Consider the following 26558-nt stretch of genomic DNA (forward strand, 5'->3'; position numbering starts at 1 on the left):
GCAGAAGCTGCAGATTAATGAATTCCTTCTTTCTCAACAGGACCTTCAGGAATGATGGAAGCGACAACAAAAATTAGAACAGTTGTCCCAGCCGCCAGAATGGTGCCGGTTACAAAATCGTATGGCGCTCCAAGCATTGAGGAAACTACGTACGTTAACATTTGAACAAGAAGGAAAGTCCAGAAGAATGTCCAAAAGAATCTCATCTATTTCACCTCTAACATAATTAATCCCTTTTCATATTAGCATAAGCCATTAAAGAAATAAATTTATTTATTTTTTCTCTTTTGAGCCCATTGATGAACTTGTCTAAACTAGGCTAATCTCCCTTTCATTTTAAGTTTATTTACATACATTATATTATGAACAAACTTGCAAAGGAGTTTTACTATGGAAAGCCGGAACTTCCAGCTGGATACAGAATGGTGCATGATTCATTACCCAGATAAACCAAGTGGTTTCGGTATTCTGATAATTGGGGATGATCGGCACTTTGTTGATAGAAACTGCAGTTTTTGGACTCAAAATGAAGGGAAATGTTCATTAATTAAGAAACTCAGGCAAGATGGCTATACGATCTTTTATTCAAATTTATACGGAAGGCACTGGGGAAGCGATCGGGCTGTTGAGAAGGCTAAGTACTTGTATGAATATATTCTGCGTACAGAAATAATTAACGAAAAGATCCATATTATTGCTGAGGGCATGGGAGCGTTGGTTGCCCTTAGATTATTGCATGAAATGAGTGATTTAATCCGTTCAGCGGTATTAATAAATCCTATTCTCTCACTAAAGCACCATCTCGACCAGGAAAAAGAGCATAAGTTTTTTTATAAGAAACTATTAAAAGAATTGGCAGCTTCCTATGAAATAGAAACGGATAACATACCAGAACAGCTCAGCAAACATGAAAAGAACCTCACATCCGGCCTTAAAGTCCCCGTCAGAATCATTCAGGTTCTGGCCGGCGGAAGAGCTTACAAGCAATCGGATTATTTAAAGAAACGATCCATACAATGGGAAAATGAAAATAGCCCTATCTCAGTGTTTTATATCCTCCCGGATAAAAAACAGCGAATTTCTTCTCAAATGACAAGCTTCTTTAGAAAATATGAAAAAGTCCTGTAAATCTGCTGTAATTCCGTAAGAAATAAAGACAATCCTTTGAGCATAGTATACATTAATATGCTTCCAAGGAGGGGTGAAGATGGACAGGGCAGTCATTCTAGGGACATTTGAATTTATAGGTTTCAGCCTGTGCAAGCATCTTCTGGACCAGGGCTGCGAGATAGATGGAATCCATTTCGACAAAGAAAAAGATGACGCGTTAATTCAAGAAAAACGACTGACAATCGGACGAAATGCCAATTTCAATGAAAAAAACTATTCTGCATGGATTAAATCTGGAAAAATACTAAAAAATGACACGATTTTTATAGATATATACGACTTGTATATCAGGAATAAGCTTGGTGCTTTATGGGAGAAGGAGCTCATTGAAGGATTTCTTATGAAAAACCTGGCTATATTCCAGAGCCTTCAGGTAAAAATTGCATTTTTGCTTCCCATTCAGTGGCTTAAAGACATCAGCAGAACACACAGCCGGGTGGAAGATGTTATTACAGTCCTTAAAGAAAACAATATTTCAGTTGCAGCCTTTTATCTGCCTGTTATATATGGACCCTGGCAGCCTAAGGAATTTAGTTTTCATCAGGTCATTGCGGAAGAAAGAGTAATGATAAGTGAAAGAGAATGGATACATGATGCTATCTATATTGATGATCTCATTATTTTCTTATCAAATTGTACAGATAAGCCTTTAGATGAGTCTTATCTTTTGAAAAGCAGCACCACCGGGCACTGGCGAAAATGCGCTGACTACCTTTCTTTTGGCAATAATGAAAATTGGAGATGTCCCGATTTGGCATTAGGGAAAGTAACTGAAAGAACGATTCAGTGTTCAGTAAAATTCTCCGATGGTCTCGAAAAACAAAGACAACAGTTTATTTCATTAGGAAACCCGGATGACTTGTAAATTGGAAAAAAATCTTTCCATTTGAGATAAAGAAAAGGTAGAATTAAATTAGTCTGGTAAATTAAACCGGCAGCAGGAAGCGAAAGACAGAGAGGCGGAGAAAAAGAAGATGCATAAGACATTAAAGAATTTAGGGATCCTTCTTTTGTGCCTTCTTTTATTGGCCTCCTGCAGACAGCCAATGTCTGCAGGAAAACTTGAGAAAGCTGGATTATTAGTACCCGATACTGTCAATGACCAAGTATGGGGGACCAAAGGCTATAAAGGCATGCTAAAGATTCAATCCCATTATGATATTGAGGTTTATTATAAAGAAGGCATGAATTCAGAGATGGTTGTTGAAAGAGCTGTTAAAGAGTTTGACCAAAAAGGTGTGAACCTGATCTTTGGACATGGCAATGAATACGCTGCATACTTTAATAACATCTCAAAAAAATATCCTGACATTCACTTTGTCAGCTTTAATGGTGACGCTCAAAATGAAAACACCACCAGTTTAAACTTTGAAGCATATGCAATGGGTTTCTTCGGAGGCATGGTTGCAGGACATATGACGAAAACGAATAATGTAGGAATACTGGCGGCTTTTGAATGGCAGCCGGAAGTAGAAGGTTTTTATGAAGGTGCAAACTATATCAATGATAAAGTAAACGTGCAGATCCAATATGTTGGCAACTGGGACAATGATAACAAAGCCATCGCTCTTTTGGACAAACTTATTGCCAATAAGACAGATGTTGTATATCCGGCCGGAGATGGGTATAATGTTCCTGTTATCGAAAAGCTGAAAGAAGAAGGGCTCTACGCCATCGGCTATATTTCCGATCAGTCGGATTTAGGTGAATCAGTTGTCCTGACCAGTACAATTCAGCATGTAGATGTTTTATATGAACTAGTGGCAGAAAAATATAACGAAGGCGAGCTTGAATCAGGTAATCTATCCTTCGATTTCGAGGATGAAGTGATTTCACTTGGGAAATTCAGCCCGGACGTCGACGAAAAATTCAAAAAAGAACTAAACGCTGTCATTGAGAATTACAAAAAAACAGGCAAATTGCCTGAATAGTAATTACCATACATAGGAGGTGCTGCAAGATGAACGAAAAGAATATGGAATTCATGCAAATCGCCATGAAATACCTGCCGGAAGCCAAACAGCAGCTCGACGAAGCAGGCATCGAACTATCCATGGAAATGATTCAGCCATTTATGAACCTATTCACTAAAGTAATGAACGAAGCCTATGAAATGGGCAAAGCGGATGCCTTGGATAAGAGTGAATAATTTGGGAAACCAGCCTTTTAGGCTGGTTTTTGTTGTTTTTTGGAATACCAGCCTCTACTTCTTCCAAAACATCTCCAGCAAAGGACCCGCTTTTTTCAGTAACGGCTTTAAATGATGAGCTGAAGACATGAGCGTATCAATGTTGCCCATCAGTTCCTCGAAGTTTATATTGTTCAGGATATTGTTTTCATTTTCTTTGCCGGAACTTTCTCTTTCAGTAGTTTCTCTGCTTTTTCCCCCTAAGAGCCAGTCGTCAGCTTCATGAGCATTTCTGTTTCTGCCACCGAAAAGCCAATCATCTTTCCCCTGATGTTCTTCAGCACTGCTTTCGAATTCAATTTTGCCTCCATCTGGCTTATTTCTGACTCTTTCCCCAAATAAAAAATGGGTTAAAGGGTCCTCTGTATATCCCCTGTCTTTTTCATCTTTATCAAGCATATGCCAGTTCCCTCCTTCCAGATGCCTATATATCAGCATATGAAGAAAAATTGACCGGGTATAGACATTTGTGGAGTAATCAGCAGGCAAGGTAAAAAGTGTTGCGTTATTATATAAACTTTTGATAAAATTAGTACCAAGTCATAATAATTGATATTAATATTTAAATAGAGAATACTTATGGGTTTGTAAATATGAAAGGGAGTGGGACTCCATGAATGCTGGAATTATAGGAATCGGAAGATATCTTCCTGAAAAAGTGGTAACAAATGCTGATTTGGAGAAAATAGTTGATACTTCTGACGAATGGATCCGGACCAGGACTGGAATTGAACAGAGAAGAATTGCGGATGACAGCATCGATACATCAGATATGGCCTACGAGTCGGCACTGAAGGCATTGGCTAATGCAGGCATTGAAGCAGAGGATTTAGATCTGATTTTAGTTGCAACGGTTACACCGGATAAGCCCTTTCCATCTGTTGCCTGCATGCTCCAGGAGAGGCTAAAAGCAAGCAAGGCGGCGGCAATGGATATTAGTGCTGCATGTGCAGGATTCATGTATGGTATCATAACGGCAAAACAATTTATTGAAACTGGGACATATAAAAATGTTTTAGTAGTAGGTGTAGAAAAGCTTTCAAAAGTTACAGACTGGAATGACCGTAATACTGCCGTTTTATTTGGAGACGGAGCAGGTGCAGCTGTAATTGGGCAAGTCTCGGATGGCCGGGGGATATTATCATTTGAATTAGGAGCAGATGGTACTGGCGCAAAACATCTATACCAGGATGAATATATCATCATGAACGGGCGTGAAGTGTTCAAATTTGCGGTTCGTCAAATGGGTGAAAGCTGCATCAATGTGCTTGAGAAAGCTGGATTATCCAAAGAAGACGTGGATTTTTTAATCCCTCATCAGGCGAATATCCGCATCATGGAAGCTTCCCGACAAAGATTGGAACTTCCTGTTGAAAAGATGTCCAAAACAGTGGATAAATACGGAAATACTTCTGCTGCATCTATTCCGATTGCATTGGTGGAAGAGCTGGAAGCTGGTAAAATTAAAGATGATGATTTGCTTGTAATGGTGGGCTTCGGAGGAGGACTAACCTGGGGAGCCATTGCGATAAGATGGGGAAGATAAGAACTTCATTTAAATTTGATGATAATGTAAAAGGAGCTGCAATCTTATGAATAAAAGAAGGGTTGTTGTTACAGGCATTGGAGCTGTAACTCCGCTTGGAAATAATACAGAAACGACATGGAATAATATTAAGTCAGGTGTTTCAGGGGTTGGGCCGCTGACTAGATTAAATGCAGATGAGTACCCGGCTAAAGTAGCTGCTGAGGTAAAGGATTTCAATCCTGAAGACTTTTTTGATAAAAAAGATGCCCGAAAAATGGACCGCTTCACACATTACGCTGTTGCTTCATCCATGATGGCTGTTAGAGACGCAAACCTTCAGATTACAGATGAAAATGCTCATCGCATCGGTGTCTGGATTGGTTCAGGCATCGGCGGAATGGAAACATTCGAAAATCAATATGAAATATTTATGAAACGTGGATACAGAAGAGTCAGTCCATTCTTCGTGCCAATGATGATTCCGGACATGGCTACTGGCCAAGTCTCGATTTATCTGGGTGCAAAAGGATTTAACTCATGTACAGTGACTGCATGTGCGACTGGAACAAACTCAATCGGAGATGCCTTCAAGGTTATTCAGCGCGGCGATGCGGATGCGATGATTTCAGGGGGGGCAGAAGCACCAATCACAAAAATGTCTGTAGCCGGATTTTGTGCAAACACCGCGCTTTCAACTAATCCGGATCCAAAAACGGCCAGCCGCCCATTTGATCAGAACCGTGACGGGTTTGTTATTGGAGAAGGTGCGGGAATTGTAGTACTTGAAGAACTTGAGCATGCACTTGCCCGCGGCGCAAAAATTTATGCAGAAATAGTAGGATATGGTGCTACCGGGGATGCCTATCATATCACTGCACCGGCTCCGGGAGGAGAAGGCGGAGCAAGAGCCATGAAAATGGCAATCGAAGATGGCGGCTTAAAGCCGGATAATATCGATTATATTAATGCCCATGGCACAAGTACAGATTATAATGACAAGTTTGAAACGTTGGCAATCAAAGAGGTTTTTGGAGACCATGCCTATAAATTGGCAGTAAGCTCGACTAAATCAATGACAGGACATCTTCTGGGAGCTGCAGGCGGAATTGAAGCTATTTTCACAGTTCTGGCAATGAAGGAAGGAATCCTGCCGCCGACCATTAATCTCGAAAACCCGGATCCTGAATGTGATTTGGACTATGTTCCAAATAAGGCCAGGGAAAAAGAAATAACAGCAGCAATGAGCAATTCACTGGGCTTTGGCGGCCACAATGCAACCATTGTTTTTAAAAGATATGAATAAGAAATAATCAAAGCTGATTTAAGGGAAGTCAAACCTCCTTTGAATCAGCTTTTTTTAAAATTAACAAAATCCTTATACCTACATATTATCGAGTATAAGGAGGTGCAGAAATGGGATAGTTAGAACAGATTTATGGCTCGAGGAAGACTTTAAGGAACCGCTTAAAATATGTGAAAAGCTTACTGGACATTTCAATGATGATAATCCCCGAAAAATATACGAGTACCTAACGGGGTTCGGCATGTATAAACCTGACCGGTTCAGCAGGAATAATTTCAATGAGTTAAAAGAAAAGAAAGCGTGGGATCTGGCGAAAAAGATTCACTTAAAATATAGGAGGATGTGGACCGGGCCTGACATAGATGTTTACATTTTTCCGACTGCTGGAGGCGGACTTTTTTCGCGGCATCCTGGTAAATCAGGAGTATCCTTCGCAAATATGCTCTTTCTGTTTCTTCCTTCTGAAATAGAAGAAGATGAACTAGAGGCTTTATTTGTGCATGAATATCACCATGTCTGCAGAATTAACTCACAGAAAAAAAAGCTTGAAGAATTTACGCTGCTTGATTCCATAATATTGGAAGGGCTTGCCGAACATTCAGTAGAAATACACTGTGGAAAGAAGTTCAGAGGATCCTGGTGCAGCAGGTATTCGAAAGAGGAGATCAGGAATTTCTGGAATAAATTGATTAAATCGAACTTAAAAATAAAAAAGAATGATAGGCTCCATCAAAAGATATTATATGGTGAGGGATCATATCCTCTATTACTTGGTTATGCTGCCGGATACGAAATTGTAAGGGAATTCAAAGAGAAAAAAAGTTTTTCTACAAAAATTTCTTTTAGTGCGCCGTCCGAATATTTTGTGGACCAAACTTTATATAAACTGGATTCACATTCGCTTTAAAGTCCTAAAATGTGGGCTTTTTTTTTTGAAAAAGAAAAATGAATTTTAATAAATTTTAAAAAAATCTTGCAATTGTAATAAGTTTGTAATAATATTTTAGACAAATAGAATGAATTAACAGAATAATTAAAAATGTAAGAGGTGTCCTATGAGCGCAAAACCCCGTAAGCATAAAGACGCACCTTTACTAGAGGTGAAGAATCTAGAAACGGCTTTTTCCATAGATGGTACATACTATAACGCAGTTGATAATGTTTCTTTCCGAGTGAAACCCCGACAAATAGTTGGAATAGTGGGAGAGTCCGGGTGCGGAAAGTCTGTAATGAGCCTCTCTGTTATGAAACTCCTGCCTAAAGGCATTGGCAAGATCCGAAACGGTGAGATTCTCTTTGACGGTGTTCATTTGGAGAACATGACAGATTCAGAGATTAATAAGATCAGGGGAAAAGATATCGCGATGATATTCCAGGAACCTATGACTTCATTAAATCCTGTCTTCTCGATCGGGTTCCAGCTGCAGGAAGTATTATTCAATCATATGAAGATCTCCAAAAAAGAAGCACGGCTTAAAAGTATTGCACTTCTAAAAAGTGTAGGAATTTCAAGACCTGAAAAAATTGTGGATGAATATCCGCATCAGCTTTCAGGAGGTATGAGGCAAAGGGTTATGATTGCCATAGCCATTGCATGCCAGCCGAAGCTGCTGATCGCAGATGAGCCGACTACTGCCCTGGATGTAACTGTACAAGCCCAAATTCTTGAGCTTTTAAAAGAAATCCAGGAAGTCAATGATATGTCCGTCATTCTGATTACTCATGATCTTGGTGTAGTAGCTGAGATGTGCGATGAAGTAATCGTTATGTATGCAGGAAAAATAGCAGAGCGGACAGATGTAGATTCTTTATTTCACAATCCAAAGCATCCTTATACTCAGCTCCTGATGGGAGCCATTCCGAAAATGGATGAAGAAGTGGAAAAGCTAAGCACAATAAAAGGAATTGTGCCTTCATTAAAAAATATGCCTAAAACAGGCTGCAAATTTGCGGCGCGCTGCCCTAAGGCAATGCCTGAATGCCTGACAGTAACACCTCAATTGGCAGAAAATGAAGAAGGACATGAGGTTGCCTGTCTGCTTTACGAGACAAGCCAGCCGAAACAAGAGGTGAACGCATAATGAGTACAGAGCATAATAATACAGCTGTTCTAAAAAAGGATAAAAGCAGCAATGAAGTGCTATTAGAGGTTAAAAACCTAAAAACATACTACCCTATAAAAGGCGGAATCCTTAGAAGGACTGTAGCTGTCGTTAAGGCAGTCGATGATATTACCTTTGAAATTAAAAAAGGGGAGACATTAGGACTGGTTGGAGAATCAGGCTGTGGAAAATCAACAGCAGGCAGAACAATACTCAGACTTCTGGAGCCGACAGAGGGGCAAATCATTTTTGACGGACAGGATATCACTAATGTGAGAGGGACCAGCCTGAGGAAAATCCGCCAGGACTTCCAGATGGTCTTCCAGGACCCATATGCTTCATTAAATCCCACGATGATGGTCGGACACCTTGTGTCAGAGCCAATCAGAAATTATAACAGCAAATCCGAAAAGGAACTGAAGCCGGAAGTAATGGATCTTCTTGCGAAAGTTGGACTGCCTGAAGATGCTTACTATAAATATCCGCATGAGTTTTCCGGCGGGCAAAGACAGCGTATCGGAATAGCAAGAGCCCTGGCTTTAAGGCCTAAGCTGATTATTGCGGATGAGCCTGTCTCAGCCCTGGACGTTTCGGTCCAATCACAGGTATTGAACCTACTAAAAGAGCTGCAGGATGAATTTGATCTTACATTCTTATTTATTGCCCATGATTTGAGTGTTGTTAAACATATGAGTGACCGGATAGGGGTTATGTATCTGGGAGGCCTTGTAGAAGTCTCTGAAAAGGACAGCCTCTACGCAGAGCCTCTGCATCCATATACTCAGGCACTGATCTCTGCGATTCCTGAACCGGATCCGCGGAAGAAAAAAGAAAGAATCATATTAGAGGGTGATGTACCAAGCCCGATTGATCCTCCAAAAGGATGTACATTCCATCCGCGCTGCGCACATGCAATGCCTGAATGCCAGAGTGTAAAACCGCAATTAAAGGAGGTGAAGCCTGGGCATAGAGTCGCTTGTCACTTATATAAATAAGGCTTTGTCAAAAAAATATTTTTCGGGGGGAAAACAATGAAGAAATCAGCATTTTGGCTGCTTTCGCTTCTGCTTGTCATGTCTGTATTCCTTGCAGCATGTTCTGGCGGCGGAGAGAAAGCCAACACTGAAAAGGAACCAAAAGATGATGGGAAAGCATCTGGAGAAGTAAAAGAAGGCGGCAAAGTAACATTCGGTTACACACAGCCATTTAAAGGCGTTTTATCTTTTGCTTATTATGAAGGTGAAGATGATGCAAATGCACTTCAATTTATGCATGAAGGATTGCTTAAAGTAAATGATGAGCTTATTTCTGAACCGAACCTGGCAGAATATGAGTTATCTGAAGACAAAACTAAATTAACCTTCAAGCTTAAGCAAGGGGTTAAATGGCATGATGGTGAAGAATTAACAGCGGAAGATATGGAATATGCATGGTATTTAATTGCAGATCCAACGTATGAAGGTGCCCGTTTTGCTAACGTAGCAATGATCAAAGGTGCTCAAGAATATAAAGATGGTAAAGCTGACAAAATTGAAGGTATCAATGTAGTAGACGATTATACAATTGAGGTAACAGTAACTGAGCCTTCTGTTAACTTATTGGAAAATATCTGGATTTATCCTGAACCAAAGCACTACTACGGAGATATTTCTTCTAAAGAGCTTCCGGACGCCGATCAAATCCGTAAATCTCCAATCGGTGTAGGTCCTTTTAAAGTGAAAAACATCGTACCTGGTGAAATGATCGAATTTGAGCGTTTTGATGATTACTGGCAGGGACCAGCGAAATTGGATGGAGTAGTATACAAAATCATTGATGGTTCTCTTGCGCAAGGTTTAGTGCAAAACGGAGAAATCGATGTTATCGAAGCTCCAAAAGATCAATGGGAAGCTATTAAAGCTCTTGATAACGTAAATCCGGTAGAAGCAGATGCTATGTCTTACAGCTATATTGCTTTTGACTGGGGTCACTATGACACTAAAAAAGGTGTAGTAGTATCTGATAACAAGAAGTTCCAGAACAAATCCCTTCGCCATGCAATGGCACATGCCATTGACCGTCAGGCATTTATCGATGGTTTTGCAAATGGCTTAGGAAAACCATTAAACACTCCTTTCCCATCAGTATCTTGGGCGAAAATTGATGATTCAGAAATCAATCCGTATGAGTATGATCCGGAAAAAGCAAAGAAATTACTTGACGAAGCAGGTTATGTGGACAAAGACGGCGACGGCTTCCGTGAAGACCCAGAAGGCAAACCATTTACAATTAACTTTGATGCAATGGCAGGCGCTGAAACTTCAGAAGCACGTGCTCAATTCATCCTGCAATCATGGCAGGAAGTTGGCTTAAATGCAAAGCTTAATGGCGGTTCATTAAAAGATTTCAACCTTTTCTATGACACTATCGAAGCAGATGATCCATCTGTTGAGACATTCATGGGTGCATGGGGACTTGCAAATGATCCAGATCCAGCTGGAATCTGGTTATCTACTGATAAGTGGAACATGTGGAGATGGTACAGTGAAGAGTCTGATGAGCTAATTAAGAAGGGTATTACATTCCCTGAAGATGAAAGTAAAGATGTTACTGAACACCGTCAGGAAGTCTATAATGAATGGCAAAAGCTTGTTAATGAAGAATTGCCAATCATCTTCTTCGAACAGCGTGTAGATCCATGGGCGATCAACAAGCGTGTTGGCGGAGTTAAAGTAACTCCATTTGGAACTGATGAGTTCCACAAGTGGCACATTGTAGAGTAATAGTATTAAAGGGACCTGTATTCCTTGGGGGATTTGTTCTCCCAAGGAATACAAGTTTAACCAGCGAATAAATTTTTGTTTGGTAAGGGGAATGGAAATGCTACAGTACACAATTCGACGACTCATAGGTATGATTCCAATAATTTTCCTTATCTCAGTAGTGGTTTTCACCCTGGCAAAGCTTATGCCTGGTGATGCACTATCTGGAAAAATTGACCCATTAAACTCAGATCCGGAGTATATTGAAGAAATGCGTGAGCAGATGGGATTGAATGATCCTATTCCTGTGCAGTATGTCCGCTGGATGAGTGGTGTGGTCCAAGGAGATTTTGGAGATTCATTTGTTCACAAACGCCCGGTTATGGAATTAATTGGTGACCGTTTGCCGAATACGATTATTTTAGGAATATCAGCTCTGTTAATCACTTATTTATTAGCCTTTTTAATGGGAAGATACTCTGGGCGGTTTGCCTATAGCATTGGCGATTATTTAGTATCAGCTTTTAACTATCTAGCACTTGCAATTCCCAGCTTTGTTGCAGCTTTGGTTGCTATTTATGTTTTTGCCATCAATCTAGGATGGGTTCCAGCCACTGGAAGTATCGGCAGCGGGGTAGAAGCAGGAACACTGGAATATTACTTAAGTAAAGCAAAACATACAGTATTGCCGGCTTTAGTACTTGGAGCCATGGCTACAGCCGCATATACACAGTTCTTAAGAAATGATATGATCGAAAGCTCTCGCAAGGATTATGTTCGTACAGCAAGAGCTAAAGGTACGAAAGAATCTGCGATTTATAATAAGCACATTCTAAGAAACTCAATCATACCTATTGTAACTTTACTTGGATTCGATATTGCCAATCTATTTGGAGGGGCAATTATCACAGAAACCATTTTCACATACCCTGGCATCGGTTATTTATTCGTAGAATCAGTTAATTCACGTGATTATTCTGTCATGATGGCTATTGCCATGATGCTGACTATTCTAACGCTTATTGGAAATTTAGTTGCAGATTTACTATATGGATTAGTAGATCCGCGTATTCGTTTAAGTTAGGTAGGTGAGAGTATGGAACCATCAATTTCACAGCAAACTTCGCCTGGTTTAGCAGAGCCTGTTAAACCTCCGAAGAGTCAATCACCATGGGCTCTCGCCCGCCGCAAGTTTTTGCGCAATAAAGCAGCAATGATCAGTCTGGTATTCCTGCTGCTGGTCTGTGTAATGTCCATATTGGCTGAGCCGCTGACTATGCCGGTTGAGGAGACAGCCAAGATTAATTTAACACAAATGAGCAAAGAGCCATCTGCTGAACATTACTTCGGCACTGACAAGTCTGGCAGAGACGTTTTTGCCCGAACTCTGCATGGCGGCAAGACATCACTCTTGCTTGCATTCTCTATCACGATCTCGGTTATTACCCTTGGTACTCTCGTTGGTGCTACTGCGGGCTACTTTGGTGGCTGGGTTGATAATGCCCTGATGAGATTCACAGACTTTATGATGAACTTTCCATTCCTGCTATTTGTTATCGTGTTGAAATCCATTTTTATTGAATCAAGTACAGGAACCCTCATATTTGTAATAAGTGTACTCAGCTGGACAGGGACTGCACGTCTGGTGCGAAGCAAGGTCATGGCTGAGAAGGAAAATGAATATATCATGAGTGCGGTATCCATTGGATGTTCTGCACCGAAAACCATTTTTAAACATTTACTGCCAAACGTCATGTCAACCATTATTGTTCAGGCAACCATTACTCTTGCAGCGATGATCGTAGCAGAGACAGGCCTAAGCTTCCTTGGTTTTGGTGTACCAATCAACATTCCAACTTGGGGGAACATGCTTCAGGAAGCAAGGAGTCCCGATGTTTTAACAAGTAAATGGTGGATATGGATTCCGCCTGCTGCTGTTCTAACATTTACAATTCTATCTATTAACTTTATTGGTGAAGGCTTAAAAGATGCCTTCAACCCTAAATCAAACAGATAACAAAAAACGCCTGTAATCAGGCGTTTTTTGTTGTCTAATGGCCTATAGCTTGTACATATCTAAACAAATTTCTTCATATACATGTAAAAAAAGATAGTGGGAGTGAGTTTATGTCAGCAACAAAACCTATTAAGACTCACATATATAGAAGAGAATATGTTGTTTAGGGCATTTTGGCTTTTAACGGGATTTGGGGTTTCTGTTTCAGGAGGAGTCAGTATCATAGGGTATTTAAATTTGCTTACAACTGGACATTCCTTCAAAGAATACTTGGACTTTATTACCTCTCGTCCAGAATGCTATTTGCTTCCGGTCGGAATCATTATTATCACAATGAGCATATATATACCCCATTCCAATGAGGATGAATAAAAGGATATCATCAATTACTTTAATGATTATATATTACAAATAATGGATTGTGAGTGCAAATTAGGAATAAATTTACTGCCTGATGCCCATACTGAGTGACAAATAGTTTGTTGAAGTGGGGGTTGAAAAATGTTGTATCTTCATGATGTTTGGGTGAATTGGTTTGAAGGAGAAGAGAATGGATACAATGTATGCCATTTTCATGAATGGAGAAAAGATGATGGCGTAGAACTGCTTGACCAGGTTCCGTTGCTGAAGATTGACCCAGTTCTTTTTAATTATATTGAAAATGATCTTTCTGAGCTGCCACAACAACTTCTAGATGATATTTATCAAAAAGCTTATTTAAGGAAAAATCACGAACGCATTCAGTTAGAGTATTGTTTTGTTGTATCAGATGGGACAGGCATATTGGCTGTAGATACAATCGGCTATAATATTCCAATCAGAAAAAGCAGGCTAATACCAAGGCAGGAACAGCTGGCATATGAAATGCTTGAAAATCAGGAAACGGCTAATTACTCATTTAATGATCAAACGGCATTGAAGGAATTCCATATTCTTTCTCCTTCTCCAGATTTAATGGCAGGTTTGACAAGAAAAGAAAGACAGCTTAAACAGCTGCTCTTTATGGCACTCGACCAACTTCATTCATCTAAAAATGATGCTGAAATCCGTTATTGGTATACGGAGTGGAGCCCTGAGCGCTATACGAAAATACAATCAATGAATTTCGAAGAGGCCTGGTATGAATTATTTGATGAAAGTAAATACGGCTGGTCCAGTAAACATGAAAAATTTTGTGAAAACTTAATAAAGGGACAGCCGTTTTTTGAGAAGTTGTGGGAAATGGAGCATGGTCCAAAAGTAAATTAAAAAAAACAGCCTGAGGCTGTTTTTTTATTTTCTCTTTCTGCCAAGTCCCATGGCGCTTTCCATTTTTTTAATCATTTTGTATGCGACTTTATTAGCTTTTTCTGCTCCTTGATCAAGTACAAGATCAAGTTCTTCTGATTCCATTAATGCATAATATTTATCCTGAATAGGTTTAAGTGTTTCAATAACAATGTCAGAAAGGCCGGCTTTAAATTCACCGTATCCTTTGCCTTCATATTCTCCTTCGATTTCTGCAACAGTTTTTCCTGAAAGGATTGAGTAAATGGAAAGGAGGTTGGATACTCCTGGTTTGTTTTCTTTATTATACTTAACAATGCCTTCAGAATCTGTTACGGCACTTTTTATTTTCTTTTCAATTTGTTTAGGGTCATCTAATAATGAAATAAATGACTTTTTATTGGGATCAGATTTGCTCATTTTCTTTAATGGATCCTGAAGTGACATTACCCTTGCGCCTTCTTTGGCGATTCTTACATTTGGAACAGTGAAGATGTCGTTGTACTTCTTATTGAATCTCTCAGCAAGATCCCGGGTTAATTCCAGGTGCTGTTTTTGATCTTCTCCAACCGGAACTAGGTCAGTATTATATAGAAGAATATCTGCAGCCATCAAAGGGGGATAGGTCAGCAGTCCTGCAGATACGGCATCTTTACCTTCGGATTTGTCTTTGAACTGGGTCATGCGCTCGAGCTCACCGATGTAAGAAACACATTGCATCATCCAGCCTGCCTGTGCATGGGCTGGAACTTCCGATTGGATGAACAGAGTGGATTTCTCAGGGTCGATTCCAACAGCCAAATAGAGGGCAGCAAGACTTCGAATGTTCTTCCTCAATTCCAGTCTGTCCTGGGGAACAGTTATGGCATGCTGATCAACAATACAAAAATAGCAGTTGTAGTCATTCTGCAGTTCAACAAATTGTTTCATGGCACCAATGTAATTGCCAAGAGTAATTGTGCCGCTCGGCTGAATGCCGGAAAATATAGTTTTCATGCTTTTCCTCCTTTAATCGGCTTAAAAGATCATGAATTGACAGGCGTGTAAGTGAAGTTTTTGTCATGTAATCATAAAAAGGACATAAAAAAGAACCATTCATCCCTATAAAATAGGGACGAATGGTCCGCGTTGCCACCCTAATTACTCAAAAACTGAGTCACTCTGCCCCATGCAGAAAATCGCATAGGTCCCCGATAACGCAGGGAAGCGCCTGAACAATCAGAGGCTCAAAAGTCCATTCGATTTACCGGGCTGCCTGTTTGCACCTTCCACAGACTCTCTGCTAAACCCTGGGTAAATGTACTACTCTTTTTTCGTTGCCGACAGATAATTTAATTTTATCGTATTATATTATAAGTTAAACTATTCGGATACAAAAATCAAGCTTAGAATTAGAAATTATAGGGAGTACTTATTCTTCATAACAAGGTTAAATTTTACCAATATGTGGGTCCGATTTCCTGGTAAAATAGCAAAATATCTTAAAAAGAAAATTTTTTTTATTATCTCAAAAATCTTAATATATAAGACTTTTTGACGAAAAATGTCGTACTTCAAGGAATTGCATGTACAAAAAGCCACTTGCAATAAGTTTTTAAACTATTTATAATAAACGTAACAAACATAATCTTTACGAATTTGTTACATTTAAAACAAACCTATATCACTCCAGATTGCGAGAATATGGTGCATATTGAGTAAGTTTATAGCTTACATATTATAGATTACCCATTTTAATCTGAATTATCAGATTTAAAAGATAATCTATCTTTAAGAGAATATAAACTTGCTTTTTTTGTTGCCTTTTAAATAGTCTGCAAATTTTTTAAATTGAATTAACAGACTATTTAAGTAATATATCTGGGGCGCACAGTTGTGTTTTATATGAAAGACAAATGGTAAAGGAATTGTTTGAGGAAATTAATAGGGGGTTAATACCGTGAACAAAAGATTATCGATCTTTTTTAGCATGCTGCTTGTGCTAAGCATGTTCCTTGCTGCATGTAGCGGCGGCGGAGACAATGCTGAAGACGGCAAAAAGGGCGGAGACGACGACAAAAAGTCTGATGTGCCACAGGAATTAAGAGTAAACATCAACACTGAACCACCATCTTTAAATCCAGGGTTAGCAGAGGATGCTACATCTGGTACTGTTCTTCGCCAAATCCTTGAAGGATTGACTCGTATTGGTAAAGACGGAAAGCCAGAAAATGCAATGGCTGAAGATGTAAAGGTTTCTGATGACCAAAAGACTTACACTTTCAAAATCCGTGATGCGAAGTGGTCTAATGGTGATGCTGTAACTGCTAATGACTTTGTATATGCTTGGAAATGGGCACTTGATCCAGCTAACAACTCAACATATGCATACCAGCTTTACTACATCGAAGGTGCTGAAGCAGCAAATACTGGCAAAGGCTCACTTGATGCTGTAGGCGTTAAAGCAGTAGATGACAAAACTCTTGAAGTTAAGCTTGTTAACCCAACTCCATATTTCTTGGAATTGACAGCTTTCTATACTTATCTGCCGGTTAACAGCAAAGTTGCTGAAGCTAATCCAGAGTGGGCAACTGATGCTGGTGAAAACTATACAACTAACGGACCTTTCCATTTAACAGAATGGTCTCACAGCGATAAGATCGTTCTTGAAAAGAGCGAAACTTATTGGGATGCTGAAACAGTTAAGCTGGATAGCATTGAAATGATTATGATCAATGATCCTAACACTGAATTATCAATGTTTGATAATGGCGAACTAGATTGGGCTGGAGCTCCTACTGGTGCCCTGCCAACTGATGCAATGCAGGCTCTTAAAGATGATGGACGCCTGACAACTCAGCCAATCGCTGGTATCTATAACTATAAGTTCAATACAACTGTTGAGCCATTCAACAACGTAAATATCCGTAAAGCATTTGCACATGCTATCAACCGTCAGGAAATCATTGATAACATCCTTCAGGGTGAACAGCTTCCTGCGATGGCAATCGTTCCTCCAACAATGTTTGAAGAGAACGAAAAGGGTTATTTCCCTGACAATGATGTAGAAAAAGCAAAAGAATTTTTACAAAAAGGTCTAGAAGAACTTGGATATAAAGATGCGTCTGAGCTTCCTGCTGTAACGTTATCTTATAACACTTCTGAAGCACATCAAAAAATTGCTCAGGCAATTCAGGATATGTGGAAGCAAAACCTTGGTGTTGAAGTAAATCTTGATAACGCAGAGTGGAATGTATACCTTGATAAAATCAATACAATGGATTACCAAGTTGGCCGTTTAGGCTGGTTAGGTGACTTCAATGATGCGATGAACTTCCTTGAAATGTATCGTGACGCCGATGGCGGTAACAACAGTACTGGATGGGAGAGCAAAGAGTTCCAGGATCTTCTTGCAAAATCTGCAACTGAAGCAGATGCTGAAGCTCGCCAGCAATTATTAAAGGATGCAGAAGCAATCTTCATGGAAGATATGCCAGTAGCACCAATTTACTTCTACACTAATAACTGGGTACAGGCTGAAGGCTTAAAAGATGTTGTTGTATCTGGTCTTGGTGATGTTCAGTACAAGTGGGCACACTTTGAATAAAAAATAGTGATTAAGACGAAAGGTATATGGGAGTAATTGTCCCATATACCTTCGTTTCTGATTAAGGCATAGTAATAAATTGGAGGTGTTTGACAATGGCGAAATATATTGGAAAACGCTTGCTGTACATGCTTCTGTCTTTATGGATGATCGTTACGGCAACTTTTTTCTTCATGCGCATTGCACCCGGAAACCCTTTTGCATCTGAGAAAAAACTTCCTCCCGAAATTGAAGCTAACCTGAATGCTCATTTTGGCTTGGACAAGCCTTGGTATGCACAATATTGGGAGTATCTAGTTCGGATCGTGAATTGGGATTTCGGCCCGTCATTTAAATATAAAAGTCAAACTGTTAACGACTTGATTAATGAAGGTTTCCCTGTTTCATTTCTTCTTGGAATGGAAGCCATTTTTATCGCCGTTGCAGTAGGAGTTCTTTTAGGAATTATTGCGGCATTAAAGCACAATAGATGGCCGGATTACACAGCAATGATTGTGGCTGTATTAGGTATCTCAGTACCTTCCTTTATCATGGCATCATTCTTGCAATATTTCCTGGCAATAAAAATGGGTATTTTCCCTGTAGCACGGTGGGAATCTTTTATGCACAGCGTTCTGCCAGCCGTGGCATTGGCTTCAACACCAATGGCGTTTATCGCGAGGCTGACTCGTTCGAGCATGCTTGAAGTTCTGGCAAATGATTATATTAAGACTGCTAAATCAAAAGGTTTAAGCAGGGGAGTAATTACAGTAAAACACACGATACGTAATGCCCTTTTACCAGTAGTAACTTATATGGGGCCACTGACAGCGGGTATTTTAACAGGAAGTTTCGTTATTGAAAGAATCTTCGGTATTCCTGGACTTGGTGCGCACTTTGTAACTAGTATCAACAACCGTGACTATACGGTCATAATGGGTGTAACCGTTTTCTACAGTATTCTGTTGCTTGTATCTATTCTCCTTGTTGACATTGCATACGGAATCATCGACCCACGCATCAAACTTGCAGGCGGGAAGAAAGGAGAGTAATTATGCAGATTTCGAAAGATAAATTTAAGTTAGTCGGAACACAGCTTGGTGAAGCTGAAAAAATTTCAAAACCAAGTCTTTCTTTCTGGAAGGATGTATTTATTAGATTTCGAAAAAACAAGCTTGCCCTGTTTGGATTAGTATTATTAGGACTGCTGATCTTCATGGCAATCTTTGGACCATATATGACTCCATATGATTATGCATCAAATGATCTAAGCAACAAAAATCAGTCCCCTTCTTCTGAACATTGGTTTGGAACGGATGACCTTGGTCGTGACATGTTTGCCCGTACATGGGAAGGTGCACGAATTTCCATCTTCATTGGGGTTGCAGCAGCTGTAATTGATTTGATTATTGGTGTGCTTTGGGGCGGTATTGCCGGTTATAAAGGCGGACGCACAGATGAAGGAATGATGCGCTTTGCCGATATTTTATATGGTGTACCTTATCTATTATTAGTAATCTTGTTAATGGTTGTACTTGGACAGGGATTGTCGACTATGATTATAGCCATGTCCATAACTGGATGGATCAATATGTCGCGTATCGTCCGCGGACAGGTGTTATCTCTTAAAAATCAGGAATATGTCCTGGCTGCCAAAACACTTGGTGCCAATACAAGCAGGATTATGGGCAAACACTTAATACCAAATTCAATGGGGCCTATTCTGGTCACAATGACGCTGACTGTCCCTTCTGCTATTTTTACAGAAGCATTCCTAAGCTTTATTGGTCTTGGGTTAACACCGCCGATTGCGAGTTGGGGAACAATGGCCAATGATGGACTGTCGGCTATGCGTTACTATCCATGGCGATTATTCTTCCCTGCTGTGTTTATCTGCTTAACGATCTTTGCATTTAACGTGGTTGGCGACGGCTTGCGTGATGCTCTAGATCCAAGAATGCGTAAATAAGGAGTGAGAACATGGAAAAATTACTTGAAGTAAAAAATTTAGAAGTCTCATTCCAAACATATGGAGGTACAGTAAAAGCAGTCCGTGGAGTCAGCTTTGACCTTCATAAGGGAGAGACGCTTGCGATTGTTGGTGAATCAGGGTCAGGCAAAAGTGTTACTTCCCAGTCAATTATGAAGTTAATACCTATGCCGCCAGGCCGTATTTCAGGCGGGCAAATTCTTTTAAGCGGAGAAGACATCGTACCCAAAACAGAAAAACAAATGGAAAAGATCCGCGGCAAAGAAATCAGTATGATTTTCCAGGATCCAATGACATCATTGAATCCAACGATGAGAGTTGGAACACAGATAATGGAAGTGCTGGTTAAACATCAGAATATGTCTAAGACTGATGCCAAAAACAGAGCAATTGAATTACTGAGACTTGTTGGTATTCCGATGCCTGAGAAAAGGGTAAATCAATATCCTCATGAATTCTCCGGCGGTATGAGACAGCGTGCGATGATTGCGATTGCCCTTGCAGCCAATCCCAAACTTCTTATCGCTGACGAGCCGACAACGGCACTTGATGTTACGATTCAGGCTCAGATTCTGGAGCTTATGAAAGATCTGCAAAATAAAATGGATACATCCATAATCTTTATTACGCATGACCTCGGTGTTGTAGCAAATGTTGCGGACCGGGTAGCTGTAATGTATGCTGGCCAGATTGTTGAAATGGGTACTGTAGATGAAATATTCTATGACCCGCGTCACCCTTATACATGGGGATTGCTTGCGTCCATGCCAAGCCTGGAAAATGATGAGAAAGCTGAATTAGCAGCTATTCCAGGGACGCCTCCGGATTTGACGAACCCTCCAATAGGAGACGCGTTTGCAGCCAGAAATCAATATGCACTTGCTATTGATTTTGAAGAAGAGCCGCCGATGTTCCAAATCTCAGAAACGCATTTTGCGAAAACATGGCTTCTTCACCCGGATGCTCCAAAGGTTGAGCCCCCGGAGGCAGTAAAAAAACGTATGCGCCAATTATCCTCCACTTTTGAAAAGCCTGTAGTAGTGAAGGAGGGAAAATAATAATGGCAGAAAAATTGCTTGAAATTAAAAACTTAAAACAGCATTTTAATGTAGGCCGTCCGAATATGGTAAAAGCAGTTGATGGGATTACTTTTGATATTTATAAGGGAGAGACCCTTGGGCTTGTTGGTGAGTCTGGCTGCGGTAAATCAACTACTGGACGAACTATCATCAGATTATATGATGCAACAGATGGGCAGGTTCTTTTTGAAGGTGAAGACGTTCATGGCAAAAAATCTGCGAAAGAACTGAAAAAGTTTAACCGTAAAATGCAAATGATTTTCCAGGATCCTTATGCTTCCTTAAACCCGCGTATGACGGTTGCCGATATTATTGCTGAAGGAATCGATATTCACGGCTTGGCAAAAAGCAAAAAGGAACGTATGGAGAGGGTTTACGAGCTTTTGGACACTGTCGGTCTGAACAAAGAACATGCTAACCGTTACCCACATGAATTCTCTGGAGGACAGAGACAGCGTATCGGAATTGCCCGCGCGCTTGCGGTTGACCCGGATTTTATTATTGCCGATGAGCCCATTTCAGCATTGGACGTGTCCATTCAGGCTCAAGTAGTAAACCTTATGAAAAAACTGCAGCGTGAAAAAGGATTGACATATCTGTTTATCGCACATGATTTATCTATGGTTAAATACATCAGTGACCGCATCGGTGTTATGTACTTCGGTAAACTGGTTGAACTTGCACCAGCTGAAGATTTATATAATAACCCTATGCACCCATATACTCAATCACTGCTGTCAGCTATTCCGCTTCCAGATCCTGAAACGGAACGTACCCGCAGAAGAAAATCATATGATCCGGCAGTTCACAATTATGCTGATAATGAAAAGCTGGAAATGCGCGAAATAACACCTGGTCATTTTGTTTATTGCTCTGAAAAAGAGTACAACGAATTAAAAGCTAAATATGCAAAATAACAAAAAACGATCTCGACTGAGATCGTTTTTTACATCCTGGAAAAGTAAATGTTCGCTATAAAGGAATTACCAAGATGTAAATGGTCCAGTCAAATATGAAGAGTGTGGGAATTCTCTTTAACACTTTTATTCGCTAATGTGTACTTTCTATATAATACATCATTTTCCGGAATATTACTATGAGAATTTTCAATTATTTATATTTTTCCGTCAATTTGTTTATTTAAACAGGATTTTGATAGTTTTTTATTAAAATTGGTTTAAAGAATACTTATTAAGATAATTTAGTATAAAGATAGTTCTTAATTCTTTGAAATAATTTTATAATTAGGGTATCAAAGAGAATACTCAGATAAGGGGGCAAAACATGTGAACAAGGCATTAAACGTAGCTGCTGCCTTAATGTTAGTATCAGCTTTATTCATGTCAGCCGATCCAGGTGAGGCAAAAGAACAGGAAAATCAGGAATCAGGACTAAATCCTAAAAGGGAACATGTTTCGCTTGTGAAAACCCTTCCTGAAAAAGTCAGCCGTTTTCAATTTGATTCCGGCTATCATTTTCAATATCCAGATGCAGTAAGGGGGATATATGTCACAGGCCACTCAGCAGGGGGTGAAAAGTTTAATAAATTAGTAAAATTGATGGATGATACCGATTTGAATGCGATGGTAATTGACATTAAGGATGATTGGGGCAACCTGACGTATATTCCAGAAGAAAAATCACCATATGCCGATATCGGCAAGCCTTACATAAATGATCCAAAAAAAATCTTGAAAACCATGGAAGAAAAGCAAATTTATCCGATTGCCCGGGTGGTCGTTTTCAAGGATTCTGTTCTGGCGAATAAAAAGCCGGAATGGTCATATAAAGAAGGGAAAACAGTCTGGAAGAATGGCAGAGGTGAGTCGTTTGTAAATCCATTTTTAAAAGAGGTTTGGGATTACAATATTGGAATTGCAATCGAAGCTGCTAAAATGGGGTTTCAGGAGATTCAATTTGATTATGTCCGATTTCCTGAGGGGTTTGAACACCGCGATAGCTCCTTGAAATATAGTATGGGTGAATACGAAAATCTTAAAATTGAAAATGTACAAAAGCGTGTAAGTGCGGTTACTGACTTTGTCGAGTATGCCAGGAAGCAGCTCGAGCCATATGGGGTAAAGGTCTCGGTCGATATCTTTGGCTACACGGCGACCCTTCCAGAGGCTCCGGGAATTGGCCAAAATTTCTCTAAGATCTCAGAACATGTGGATGTAATTTCTTCAATGATTTATCCAAGCCACTGGACCTCTTATTTCGGTATAGCCAAGCCGGACCTGGAACCTTATAAGCTGGTTTCTGAATATGCTAAGCTTGAGAATCGAAAATTGGAAGAGTTGGATAGTCCCCCTGTATCCAGACCATGGCTTCAGGACTTTACAGCCTCTTATTTAGGAGCAGGAAACTATAAGAAGTATGGAAGAGCGGAAGTTGAAGCGCAGATAAAGGCACTGAAAGAACAGGGAATTGATGAATTCCTTTTATGGAATGCGGGTAATTCGTATACACAAAATGTTGATTATACACCATAAAAGCAAAAAGAGGCCGATTATTTCGGTCTCTTTTTGCTTTTGTTTATCAATTAATTAAGTTACATATTATTTGACACAAATTTTGTATGCGGTATCATAGTATAGAGGCATAGGCTACTGCTTTTTTTGTCCGCCTACGCTTTTCCATCCAGTCTGCACTCTAGCGGATTGATCCACGAATTCGGATTTATTTTTACCGCCAAAAATCTTTTCTCCAATACCATTAGTTAGTACACCTAACAAGGCAGTAAATCCAATTATAAGCAATGCAACAATCGTTAAATCAGTTATGTAACCAACCATGATAAACCTCCATCTTTCTTTTCACAGTCTCCTGTGATTAGTTAGTGTTTAAACATCCCTAATCATATTTTATTCGAAATTTTCCAGTATTAAAAGGGGAAATTCCACAAATACTTAATCTGATTAGAAATAATATCGCCTAAGTAAGTGGAAAGGAAAGCTGGGAGCTTATCATGCTGGAATAAATATTCATGCTCTTCAAACAATAGTTTGTTTACGGGCAAAAAGGAGAAGATCCATGCATTGGTATGAAAAACTGAATCAATATTTCCCTATTGAAGAAATGAAATCAAGAGAACATATGGAAACCTTATTAAAGGAACGGTCAGACATCTATCATAAAGATGAAGGTCCACACCATGTTCTTATGTATGTTGAGCTGGATAACTTTGTTTTTATTGATTATCTGTTTGTTTCGAAGGAATCCAGAGGACAGGGACTTGGCCATAAACTACTTCAAACTCTTAAAGCCAAACGCAAACCGATCATATTGGAAGTGGAGCCGGTTGATTATGAAGACACGGATACTGAAAAGCGCCTCAAGTTCTATAAAAGAGAAGGGTTTGAGCACGCCCAATCAATCGGGTACAGCCGCCGGTCTCTTGCGACCAATGAAATCAATACAATGGAAATTCTATATTGGTCCCCTGAGAACGAAAGTGAAGAAATGATTTATGAAGCCATGAAGAAAACCTATGAAATGATTCACACTTATAAGGATTCACATTTTTATGGAAAGTCATATCAGCCAGTAGATGAGGTACTGACTTATGAAGAAGATAAAAATGGAACGGATGTCTTAGAGGATTTATAAGGATTTGGAAAAACACAGCCATTTTTGTAAATGGCTGTGTTTTCATTTTCATTAATTAATTGAGAAAATATTTATAAGAATTTTGGTTTATTAAAAATTAACAGGGGTATATAAAGAATAATTTAGTATTGAACTAAAAAAAATCATACATAAAATTTCCTTAGGTTTAGGCTTAAGAAACTTTATGGAAGGAATTATAACAAAAATCATATAAAAAAATGAAACTTTTTGCTTGTTCATTCGTCTTATTAAGTAGATTCTAATTCTTAATCCGTTTGTTTAATGAATGTTTAATACTTTTATCATATTTATAAAAAGTTATACCAAAGAGATATTGTTTAGTGTATAATAAATAATATAAATTCCTTGATTAAAGTTATTTTAATCTAGAATACTCTAGAAATATTTGATTAAACAAATATAATCTCTGATAGTTTCATATATGTCTAAATTTAAGGAGTGTGAATTTGTAAAATGGTCACATTATACACTTCACCAAGTTGTACATCCTGCAGGAAAGCTAAATCATGGTTGGAAGAGCATGAAATTGCCTATAAAGAACGAAATATTTTTTCAGAACCGCTATCGATTGATGAAATCAAAGAAATTCTTCGAATGACTGAAGATGGAACAGATGAAATTATTTCAACACGCTCAAAGACATTCCAAAAGCTTGATGTAAACCTTGAATCAATGCCTCTCCAAGATTTATTTGAGCTAATCAAGGAAAACCCTGGGCTGCTTCGACGTCCAATCATTCTTGATGAAAAACGTTTGCAAGTTGGATATAATGAGGACGAAATAAGACGTTTCCTTCCAAGAAAAGTCCGTACTTACCAGTTGCGTGAAGCACAGCGTATGGTTAATTAACAAATATACTTAAAATTGAGAGGCCTTCTTTCTGTTTAACAGAAGAAGGTCTTTTTGTCTTTTGTGTGAAAAAGAAAAAGGAAAATGGATATAATAAGAGAATATTTAGTTAAGCCATTGAGAAAAGATGGACCAACTGGGACAATATAGGCATTTAACGGTTTTTTTAAACATATGACTTTTTAATTCCCTTTATGCTCAATTTGTCATAAAATAAAAGTACAAGGTACAAAATACATTTTACCTTCAATTTAATCGGGGATTAACCAATTGATTTACGGGTAAATGGATAACACATGACTGCTGGGGGTATTTAGTCCCTTCAATCATAGCCAGAAGGGAGAGTTGCTGCATGGAAATCGAACGTATTAATGATCATACCGTTAAATTTTATATTTCTTATCTTGATATAGAAGAAAGAGGCTTTGACCGTGAAGAGATTTGGTACAATCGTGAACGGAGTGAGGAACTCTTTTGGGAAATGATGGATGAAGTCCATCAGGAGGAAGAATTCCTTGTTGAAGGTCCTTTATGGATCCAGGTTCAAGCGTTGGATAAGGGTTTGGAGGTTCTTGTAACAAAAGCTCAGCTATCAAAGGATGGTCAAAAGTTTGAGCTTCCTGTCCCGGATGAAAAAGTGAAAGATTTGCCTGTGGATGAACATATAGAGGAAATGCTTGATCATCATTTCCGTAAATCCGATGATGATAATGATAACGGATATGAAGGAGATCTTGAGTTTCTATTAACATTTAAAGATTTTGAAGACATTATTTCATTATCAAAGCGGTCAATTCTTGATTCCATTACTACGAGGCTATATTCCTTTGAAGGGAAATACTATTTATTCGCAGAATTCCCTGAAGAGCTTTTTGAAGAGGATGACATAGATAACATGCTGAGTATTCTTCTTGAATACGGATACGAAACAAGTACAACTATTCACCGTGTAATGGAATATGGTAAATTGATTATAGAAAATGATGTTTTTGAAAATCTGAGAAAACATTTTAAATAGTAAGGAAAAGCCGACTTCATTATGAAATCGGCTTTTTTGTACGTGAACTGCCTTTGAAATAAACGATTAGCATAGAAAAATCTTGTGAGAGAATCCATCAGATAAAAAGGAA

27 protein-coding genes and 1 other annotated feature are annotated in these 26558 nt (G+C 39.2%); of the genes, 23 read left to right on the forward strand and 4 right to left on the reverse strand.

Annotated elements, in window-relative coordinates; all coding sequences use genetic code 11:
- Positions 1-14 precede the first annotated feature (14 nt).
- Entirely contained in the window at positions 15-206 is a 192-nt protein-coding gene (locus CHI10_RS08600) for a DUF2929 family protein (protein WP_035327181.1), read from the reverse strand.
- Between the two features lie 184 nt (positions 207-390).
- Here CHI10_RS08600 and CHI10_RS08605 point away from each other — a divergent pair, with 184 nt between their 5' ends.
- The 4 genes from CHI10_RS08605 to CHI10_RS08620 all read left to right on the forward strand — a co-directional run bounded on the left by CHI10_RS08605 (position 391) and on the right by CHI10_RS08620 (position 3319).
- Entirely contained in the window at positions 391-1128 is a 738-nt protein-coding gene (locus CHI10_RS08605; protein WP_095243909.1) for an alpha/beta hydrolase, read from the forward strand.
- A 79-nt stretch (positions 1129-1207) separates the two neighbouring features.
- The gene (locus CHI10_RS08610; protein ID WP_095243910.1) at positions 1208-2035 is read left to right on the forward strand and encodes a hypothetical protein; all 828 of its coding nucleotides are present in this window, start codon (positions 1208-1210) and stop codon (positions 2033-2035) included.
- A 109-nt stretch (positions 2036-2144) separates the two neighbouring features.
- Positions 2145-3101 carry a BMP family ABC transporter substrate-binding protein gene (locus CHI10_RS08615; RefSeq protein ID WP_095243911.1) on the forward strand — a complete coding sequence of 319 codons (957 nt, stop codon included), beginning with the start codon at positions 2145-2147 and terminating at the stop codon, positions 3099-3101.
- A gap of 29 nt (positions 3102-3130) precedes the next feature.
- Positions 3131-3319 carry a ComZ family protein gene (locus CHI10_RS08620; protein WP_095243912.1) on the forward strand — a complete coding sequence of 63 codons (189 nt, stop codon included), beginning with the start codon at positions 3131-3133 and terminating at the stop codon, positions 3317-3319.
- A 54-nt stretch (positions 3320-3373) separates the two neighbouring features.
- On the opposite strand, the gene CHI10_RS08625 is transcribed toward CHI10_RS08620, so the two are convergent.
- Entirely contained in the window at positions 3374-3757 is a 384-nt protein-coding gene (locus CHI10_RS08625; protein WP_095243913.1) for a hypothetical protein, read from the reverse strand.
- Positions 3758-3971: 214 nt separating this feature from the next.
- Between CHI10_RS08625 and CHI10_RS08630 the strand changes: the two genes are divergently transcribed.
- From CHI10_RS08630 to CHI10_RS08675, 10 genes are all read left to right on the forward strand, one after another.
- Positions 3972-4904, forward strand: coding sequence for a beta-ketoacyl-ACP synthase III (locus CHI10_RS08630; RefSeq protein WP_095243914.1), 933 nt, complete (start codon positions 3972-3974; stop codon positions 4902-4904).
- Positions 4905-4950: 46 nt separating this feature from the next.
- Positions 4951-6189 carry a beta-ketoacyl-ACP synthase II gene (gene fabF / locus CHI10_RS08635; protein WP_095243915.1) on the forward strand — a complete coding sequence of 413 codons (1239 nt, stop codon included), beginning with the start codon at positions 4951-4953 and terminating at the stop codon, positions 6187-6189.
- Positions 6190-6430: 241 nt separating this feature from the next.
- Complete coding sequence (locus tag CHI10_RS08640; RefSeq protein WP_095243916.1) at positions 6431-7096, forward strand: DUF2268 domain-containing putative Zn-dependent protease; 666 nt, start codon at positions 6431-6433, stop codon at positions 7094-7096.
- Between the two features lie 148 nt (positions 7097-7244).
- Positions 7245-8270, forward strand: a complete 1026-nt coding sequence (locus CHI10_RS08645) for an ABC transporter ATP-binding protein (RefSeq protein WP_095243917.1) — start codon at positions 7245-7247, stop codon at positions 8268-8270.
- Positions 8270-9286: an ABC transporter ATP-binding protein gene (locus CHI10_RS08650; protein WP_179288982.1), complete on the forward strand. Its 1017-nt coding sequence runs from the start codon at positions 8270-8272 to the stop codon at positions 9284-9286. Before CHI10_RS08645 ends, CHI10_RS08650 begins: the two co-directional genes overlap by 1 nt.
- Positions 9287-9322: 36 nt before the next feature.
- Complete coding sequence (gene opp4A / locus CHI10_RS08655) at positions 9323-11053, forward strand: oligopeptide ABC transporter substrate-binding protein (protein WP_095243919.1); 1731 nt, start codon at positions 9323-9325, stop codon at positions 11051-11053.
- 97 nt (positions 11054-11150) lie between these two features.
- On the forward strand, positions 11151-12116 hold the full coding sequence (gene opp4B, locus CHI10_RS08660) for an oligopeptide ABC transporter permease (protein ID WP_095243920.1): 966 nt from the start codon (positions 11151-11153) through the stop codon (positions 12114-12116).
- Positions 12117-12128: 12 nt separating this feature from the next.
- Positions 12129-13049 (forward strand): oligopeptide ABC transporter permease, encoded by a 921-nt coding sequence (gene opp4C / locus CHI10_RS08665; RefSeq protein ID WP_095243921.1) that lies wholly within the window; start codon positions 12129-12131, stop codon positions 13047-13049.
- Between the two features lie 156 nt (positions 13050-13205).
- Positions 13206-13421 carry a YuzI family membrane protein gene (locus CHI10_RS22960; protein WP_095243922.1) on the forward strand — a complete coding sequence of 72 codons (216 nt, stop codon included), beginning with the start codon at positions 13206-13208 and terminating at the stop codon, positions 13419-13421.
- 129 nt (positions 13422-13550) lie between these two features.
- A complete protein-coding gene (locus CHI10_RS08675; protein ID WP_048010961.1) occupies positions 13551-14297 on the forward strand; it encodes a YjbA family protein in 747 nt (248 codons plus the stop codon).
- 24 nt (positions 14298-14321) lie between these two features.
- Here the strand turns inward: CHI10_RS08675 and trpS are convergent, their stop codons facing one another.
- Positions 14322-15311, reverse strand: a complete 990-nt coding sequence (trpS, locus tag CHI10_RS08680; RefSeq protein ID WP_095243923.1) for a tryptophan--tRNA ligase — start codon at positions 15309-15311, stop codon at positions 14322-14324.
- A 111-nt stretch (positions 15312-15422) separates the two neighbouring features.
- Positions 15423-15641: a binding site (T-box leader), on the reverse strand.
- Positions 15642-16254: 613 nt separating this feature from the next.
- Between trpS and CHI10_RS08685 the strand changes: the two genes are divergently transcribed.
- The 6 genes from CHI10_RS08685 (at position 16255) to CHI10_RS08710 (ending at position 23441) form a co-directional block, all read left to right on the forward strand.
- The gene (locus tag CHI10_RS08685; RefSeq protein ID WP_095243924.1) at positions 16255-17901 is read left to right on the forward strand and encodes a peptide ABC transporter substrate-binding protein; all 1647 of its coding nucleotides are present in this window, start codon (positions 16255-16257) and stop codon (positions 17899-17901) included.
- 95 nt (positions 17902-17996) lie between these two features.
- Positions 17997-18932 carry an ABC transporter permease gene (locus CHI10_RS08690; protein WP_076256690.1) on the forward strand — a complete coding sequence of 312 codons (936 nt, stop codon included), beginning with the start codon at positions 17997-17999 and terminating at the stop codon, positions 18930-18932.
- On the forward strand, positions 18932-19849 hold the full coding sequence (locus CHI10_RS08695) for an ABC transporter permease (RefSeq protein ID WP_370460348.1): 918 nt from the start codon (positions 18932-18934) through the stop codon (positions 19847-19849). The genes CHI10_RS08690 and CHI10_RS08695 overlap by 1 nt, the downstream gene beginning before the upstream one ends.
- Before the next feature lie 11 nt (positions 19850-19860).
- Positions 19861-20928: an ABC transporter ATP-binding protein gene (locus CHI10_RS08700; RefSeq protein ID WP_095243926.1), complete on the forward strand. Its 1068-nt coding sequence runs from the start codon at positions 19861-19863 to the stop codon at positions 20926-20928.
- Positions 20929-20930: 2 nt separating this feature from the next.
- Entirely contained in the window at positions 20931-21866 is a 936-nt protein-coding gene (locus CHI10_RS08705; RefSeq protein WP_061791541.1) for an ABC transporter ATP-binding protein, read from the forward strand.
- A gap of 423 nt (positions 21867-22289) precedes the next feature.
- On the forward strand, positions 22290-23441 hold the full coding sequence (locus tag CHI10_RS08710; protein ID WP_370460347.1) for a putative glycoside hydrolase: 1152 nt from the start codon (positions 22290-22292) through the stop codon (positions 23439-23441).
- Between the two features lie 114 nt (positions 23442-23555).
- Here the strand turns inward: CHI10_RS08710 and CHI10_RS08715 are convergent, their stop codons facing one another.
- Positions 23556-23744 carry a hypothetical protein gene (locus CHI10_RS08715; protein ID WP_076256698.1) on the reverse strand — a complete coding sequence of 63 codons (189 nt, stop codon included), beginning with the start codon at positions 23742-23744 and terminating at the stop codon, positions 23556-23558.
- A gap of 238 nt (positions 23745-23982) precedes the next feature.
- Between CHI10_RS08715 and CHI10_RS08720 the strand changes: the two genes are divergently transcribed.
- The 3 genes from CHI10_RS08720 to mecA all read left to right on the forward strand — a co-directional run bounded on the left by CHI10_RS08720 (position 23983) and on the right by mecA (position 26446).
- Positions 23983-24558, forward strand: a complete 576-nt coding sequence (locus CHI10_RS08720; RefSeq protein ID WP_095243928.1) for a GNAT family N-acetyltransferase — start codon at positions 23983-23985, stop codon at positions 24556-24558.
- Positions 24559-25032: 474 nt separating this feature from the next.
- Positions 25033-25428, forward strand: coding sequence for a transcriptional regulator SpxA (spxA, locus tag CHI10_RS08725; protein ID WP_009331204.1), 396 nt, complete (start codon positions 25033-25035; stop codon positions 25426-25428).
- A gap of 352 nt (positions 25429-25780) precedes the next feature.
- Positions 25781-26446 carry an adaptor protein MecA gene (gene mecA, locus CHI10_RS08730; RefSeq protein ID WP_095243929.1) on the forward strand — a complete coding sequence of 222 codons (666 nt, stop codon included), beginning with the start codon at positions 25781-25783 and terminating at the stop codon, positions 26444-26446.
- Positions 26447-26558 lie beyond the last annotated feature (112 nt).

This window comes from Bacillus sp. 7894-2 (assembly GCF_002272225.1).
Classification (GTDB): Bacteria; Bacillota; Bacilli; order Bacillales; family Cytobacillaceae; genus Cytobacillus.

Excerpts from the sequence above, each read along its gene's own strand:
- CHI10_RS08600 (WP_035327181.1), bottom strand. The coding sequence starts at position 206 with ATGAGATTCTTTTGGACATTCTTCTGGACTTTCCTTCTTGTTCAAATG.
- CHI10_RS08605 (WP_095243909.1), top strand. The coding sequence starts at position 391 with ATGGAAAGCCGGAACTTCCAGCTGGATACAGAATGGTGCATGATTCAT.
- CHI10_RS08610 (WP_095243910.1), top strand. The coding sequence starts at position 1,208 with ATGGACAGGGCAGTCATTCTAGGGACATTTGAATTTATAGGTTTCAGC.
- CHI10_RS08615 (WP_095243911.1), top strand. The coding sequence starts at position 2,145 with ATGCATAAGACATTAAAGAATTTAGGGATCCTTCTTTTGTGCCTTCTT.
- CHI10_RS08620 (WP_095243912.1), top strand. The coding sequence starts at position 3,131 with ATGAACGAAAAGAATATGGAATTCATGCAAATCGCCATGAAATACCTG.
- CHI10_RS08625 (WP_095243913.1), bottom strand. The coding sequence starts at position 3,757 with ATGCTTGATAAAGATGAAAAAGACAGGGGATATACAGAGGACCCTTTA.
- CHI10_RS08630 (WP_095243914.1), top strand. The coding sequence starts at position 3,972 with ATGAATGCTGGAATTATAGGAATCGGAAGATATCTTCCTGAAAAAGTG.
- fabF (WP_095243915.1), top strand. The coding sequence starts at position 4,951 with ATGAATAAAAGAAGGGTTGTTGTTACAGGCATTGGAGCTGTAACTCCG.
- CHI10_RS08640 (WP_095243916.1), top strand. The coding sequence starts at position 6,431 with ATGTATAAACCTGACCGGTTCAGCAGGAATAATTTCAATGAGTTAAAA.
- CHI10_RS08645 (WP_095243917.1), top strand. The coding sequence starts at position 7,245 with ATGAGCGCAAAACCCCGTAAGCATAAAGACGCACCTTTACTAGAGGTG.
- CHI10_RS08650 (WP_179288982.1), top strand. The coding sequence starts at position 8,270 with ATGAGTACAGAGCATAATAATACAGCTGTTCTAAAAAAGGATAAAAGC.
- opp4A (WP_095243919.1), top strand. The coding sequence starts at position 9,323 with ATGAAGAAATCAGCATTTTGGCTGCTTTCGCTTCTGCTTGTCATGTCT.
- opp4B (WP_095243920.1), top strand. The coding sequence starts at position 11,151 with ATGCTACAGTACACAATTCGACGACTCATAGGTATGATTCCAATAATT.
- opp4C (WP_095243921.1), top strand. The coding sequence starts at position 12,129 with ATGGAACCATCAATTTCACAGCAAACTTCGCCTGGTTTAGCAGAGCCT.
- CHI10_RS22960 (WP_095243922.1), top strand. The coding sequence starts at position 13,206 with ATGTTGTTTAGGGCATTTTGGCTTTTAACGGGATTTGGGGTTTCTGTT.
- CHI10_RS08675 (WP_048010961.1), top strand. The coding sequence starts at position 13,551 with ATGTTGTATCTTCATGATGTTTGGGTGAATTGGTTTGAAGGAGAAGAG.
- trpS (WP_095243923.1), bottom strand. The coding sequence starts at position 15,311 with ATGAAAACTATATTTTCCGGCATTCAGCCGAGCGGCACAATTACTCTT.
- CHI10_RS08690 (WP_076256690.1), top strand. The coding sequence starts at position 17,997 with ATGGCGAAATATATTGGAAAACGCTTGCTGTACATGCTTCTGTCTTTA.
- CHI10_RS08700 (WP_095243926.1), top strand. The coding sequence starts at position 19,861 with ATGGAAAAATTACTTGAAGTAAAAAATTTAGAAGTCTCATTCCAAACA.
- CHI10_RS08705 (WP_061791541.1), top strand. The coding sequence starts at position 20,931 with ATGGCAGAAAAATTGCTTGAAATTAAAAACTTAAAACAGCATTTTAAT.
- CHI10_RS08710 (WP_370460347.1), top strand. The coding sequence starts at position 22,290 with ATGTCAGCCGATCCAGGTGAGGCAAAAGAACAGGAAAATCAGGAATCA.
- CHI10_RS08715 (WP_076256698.1), bottom strand. The coding sequence starts at position 23,744 with ATGGTTGGTTACATAACTGATTTAACGATTGTTGCATTGCTTATAATT.
- CHI10_RS08720 (WP_095243928.1), top strand. The coding sequence starts at position 23,983 with ATGCATTGGTATGAAAAACTGAATCAATATTTCCCTATTGAAGAAATG.
- spxA (WP_009331204.1), top strand. The coding sequence starts at position 25,033 with ATGGTCACATTATACACTTCACCAAGTTGTACATCCTGCAGGAAAGCT.
- mecA (WP_095243929.1), top strand. The coding sequence starts at position 25,781 with ATGGAAATCGAACGTATTAATGATCATACCGTTAAATTTTATATTTCT.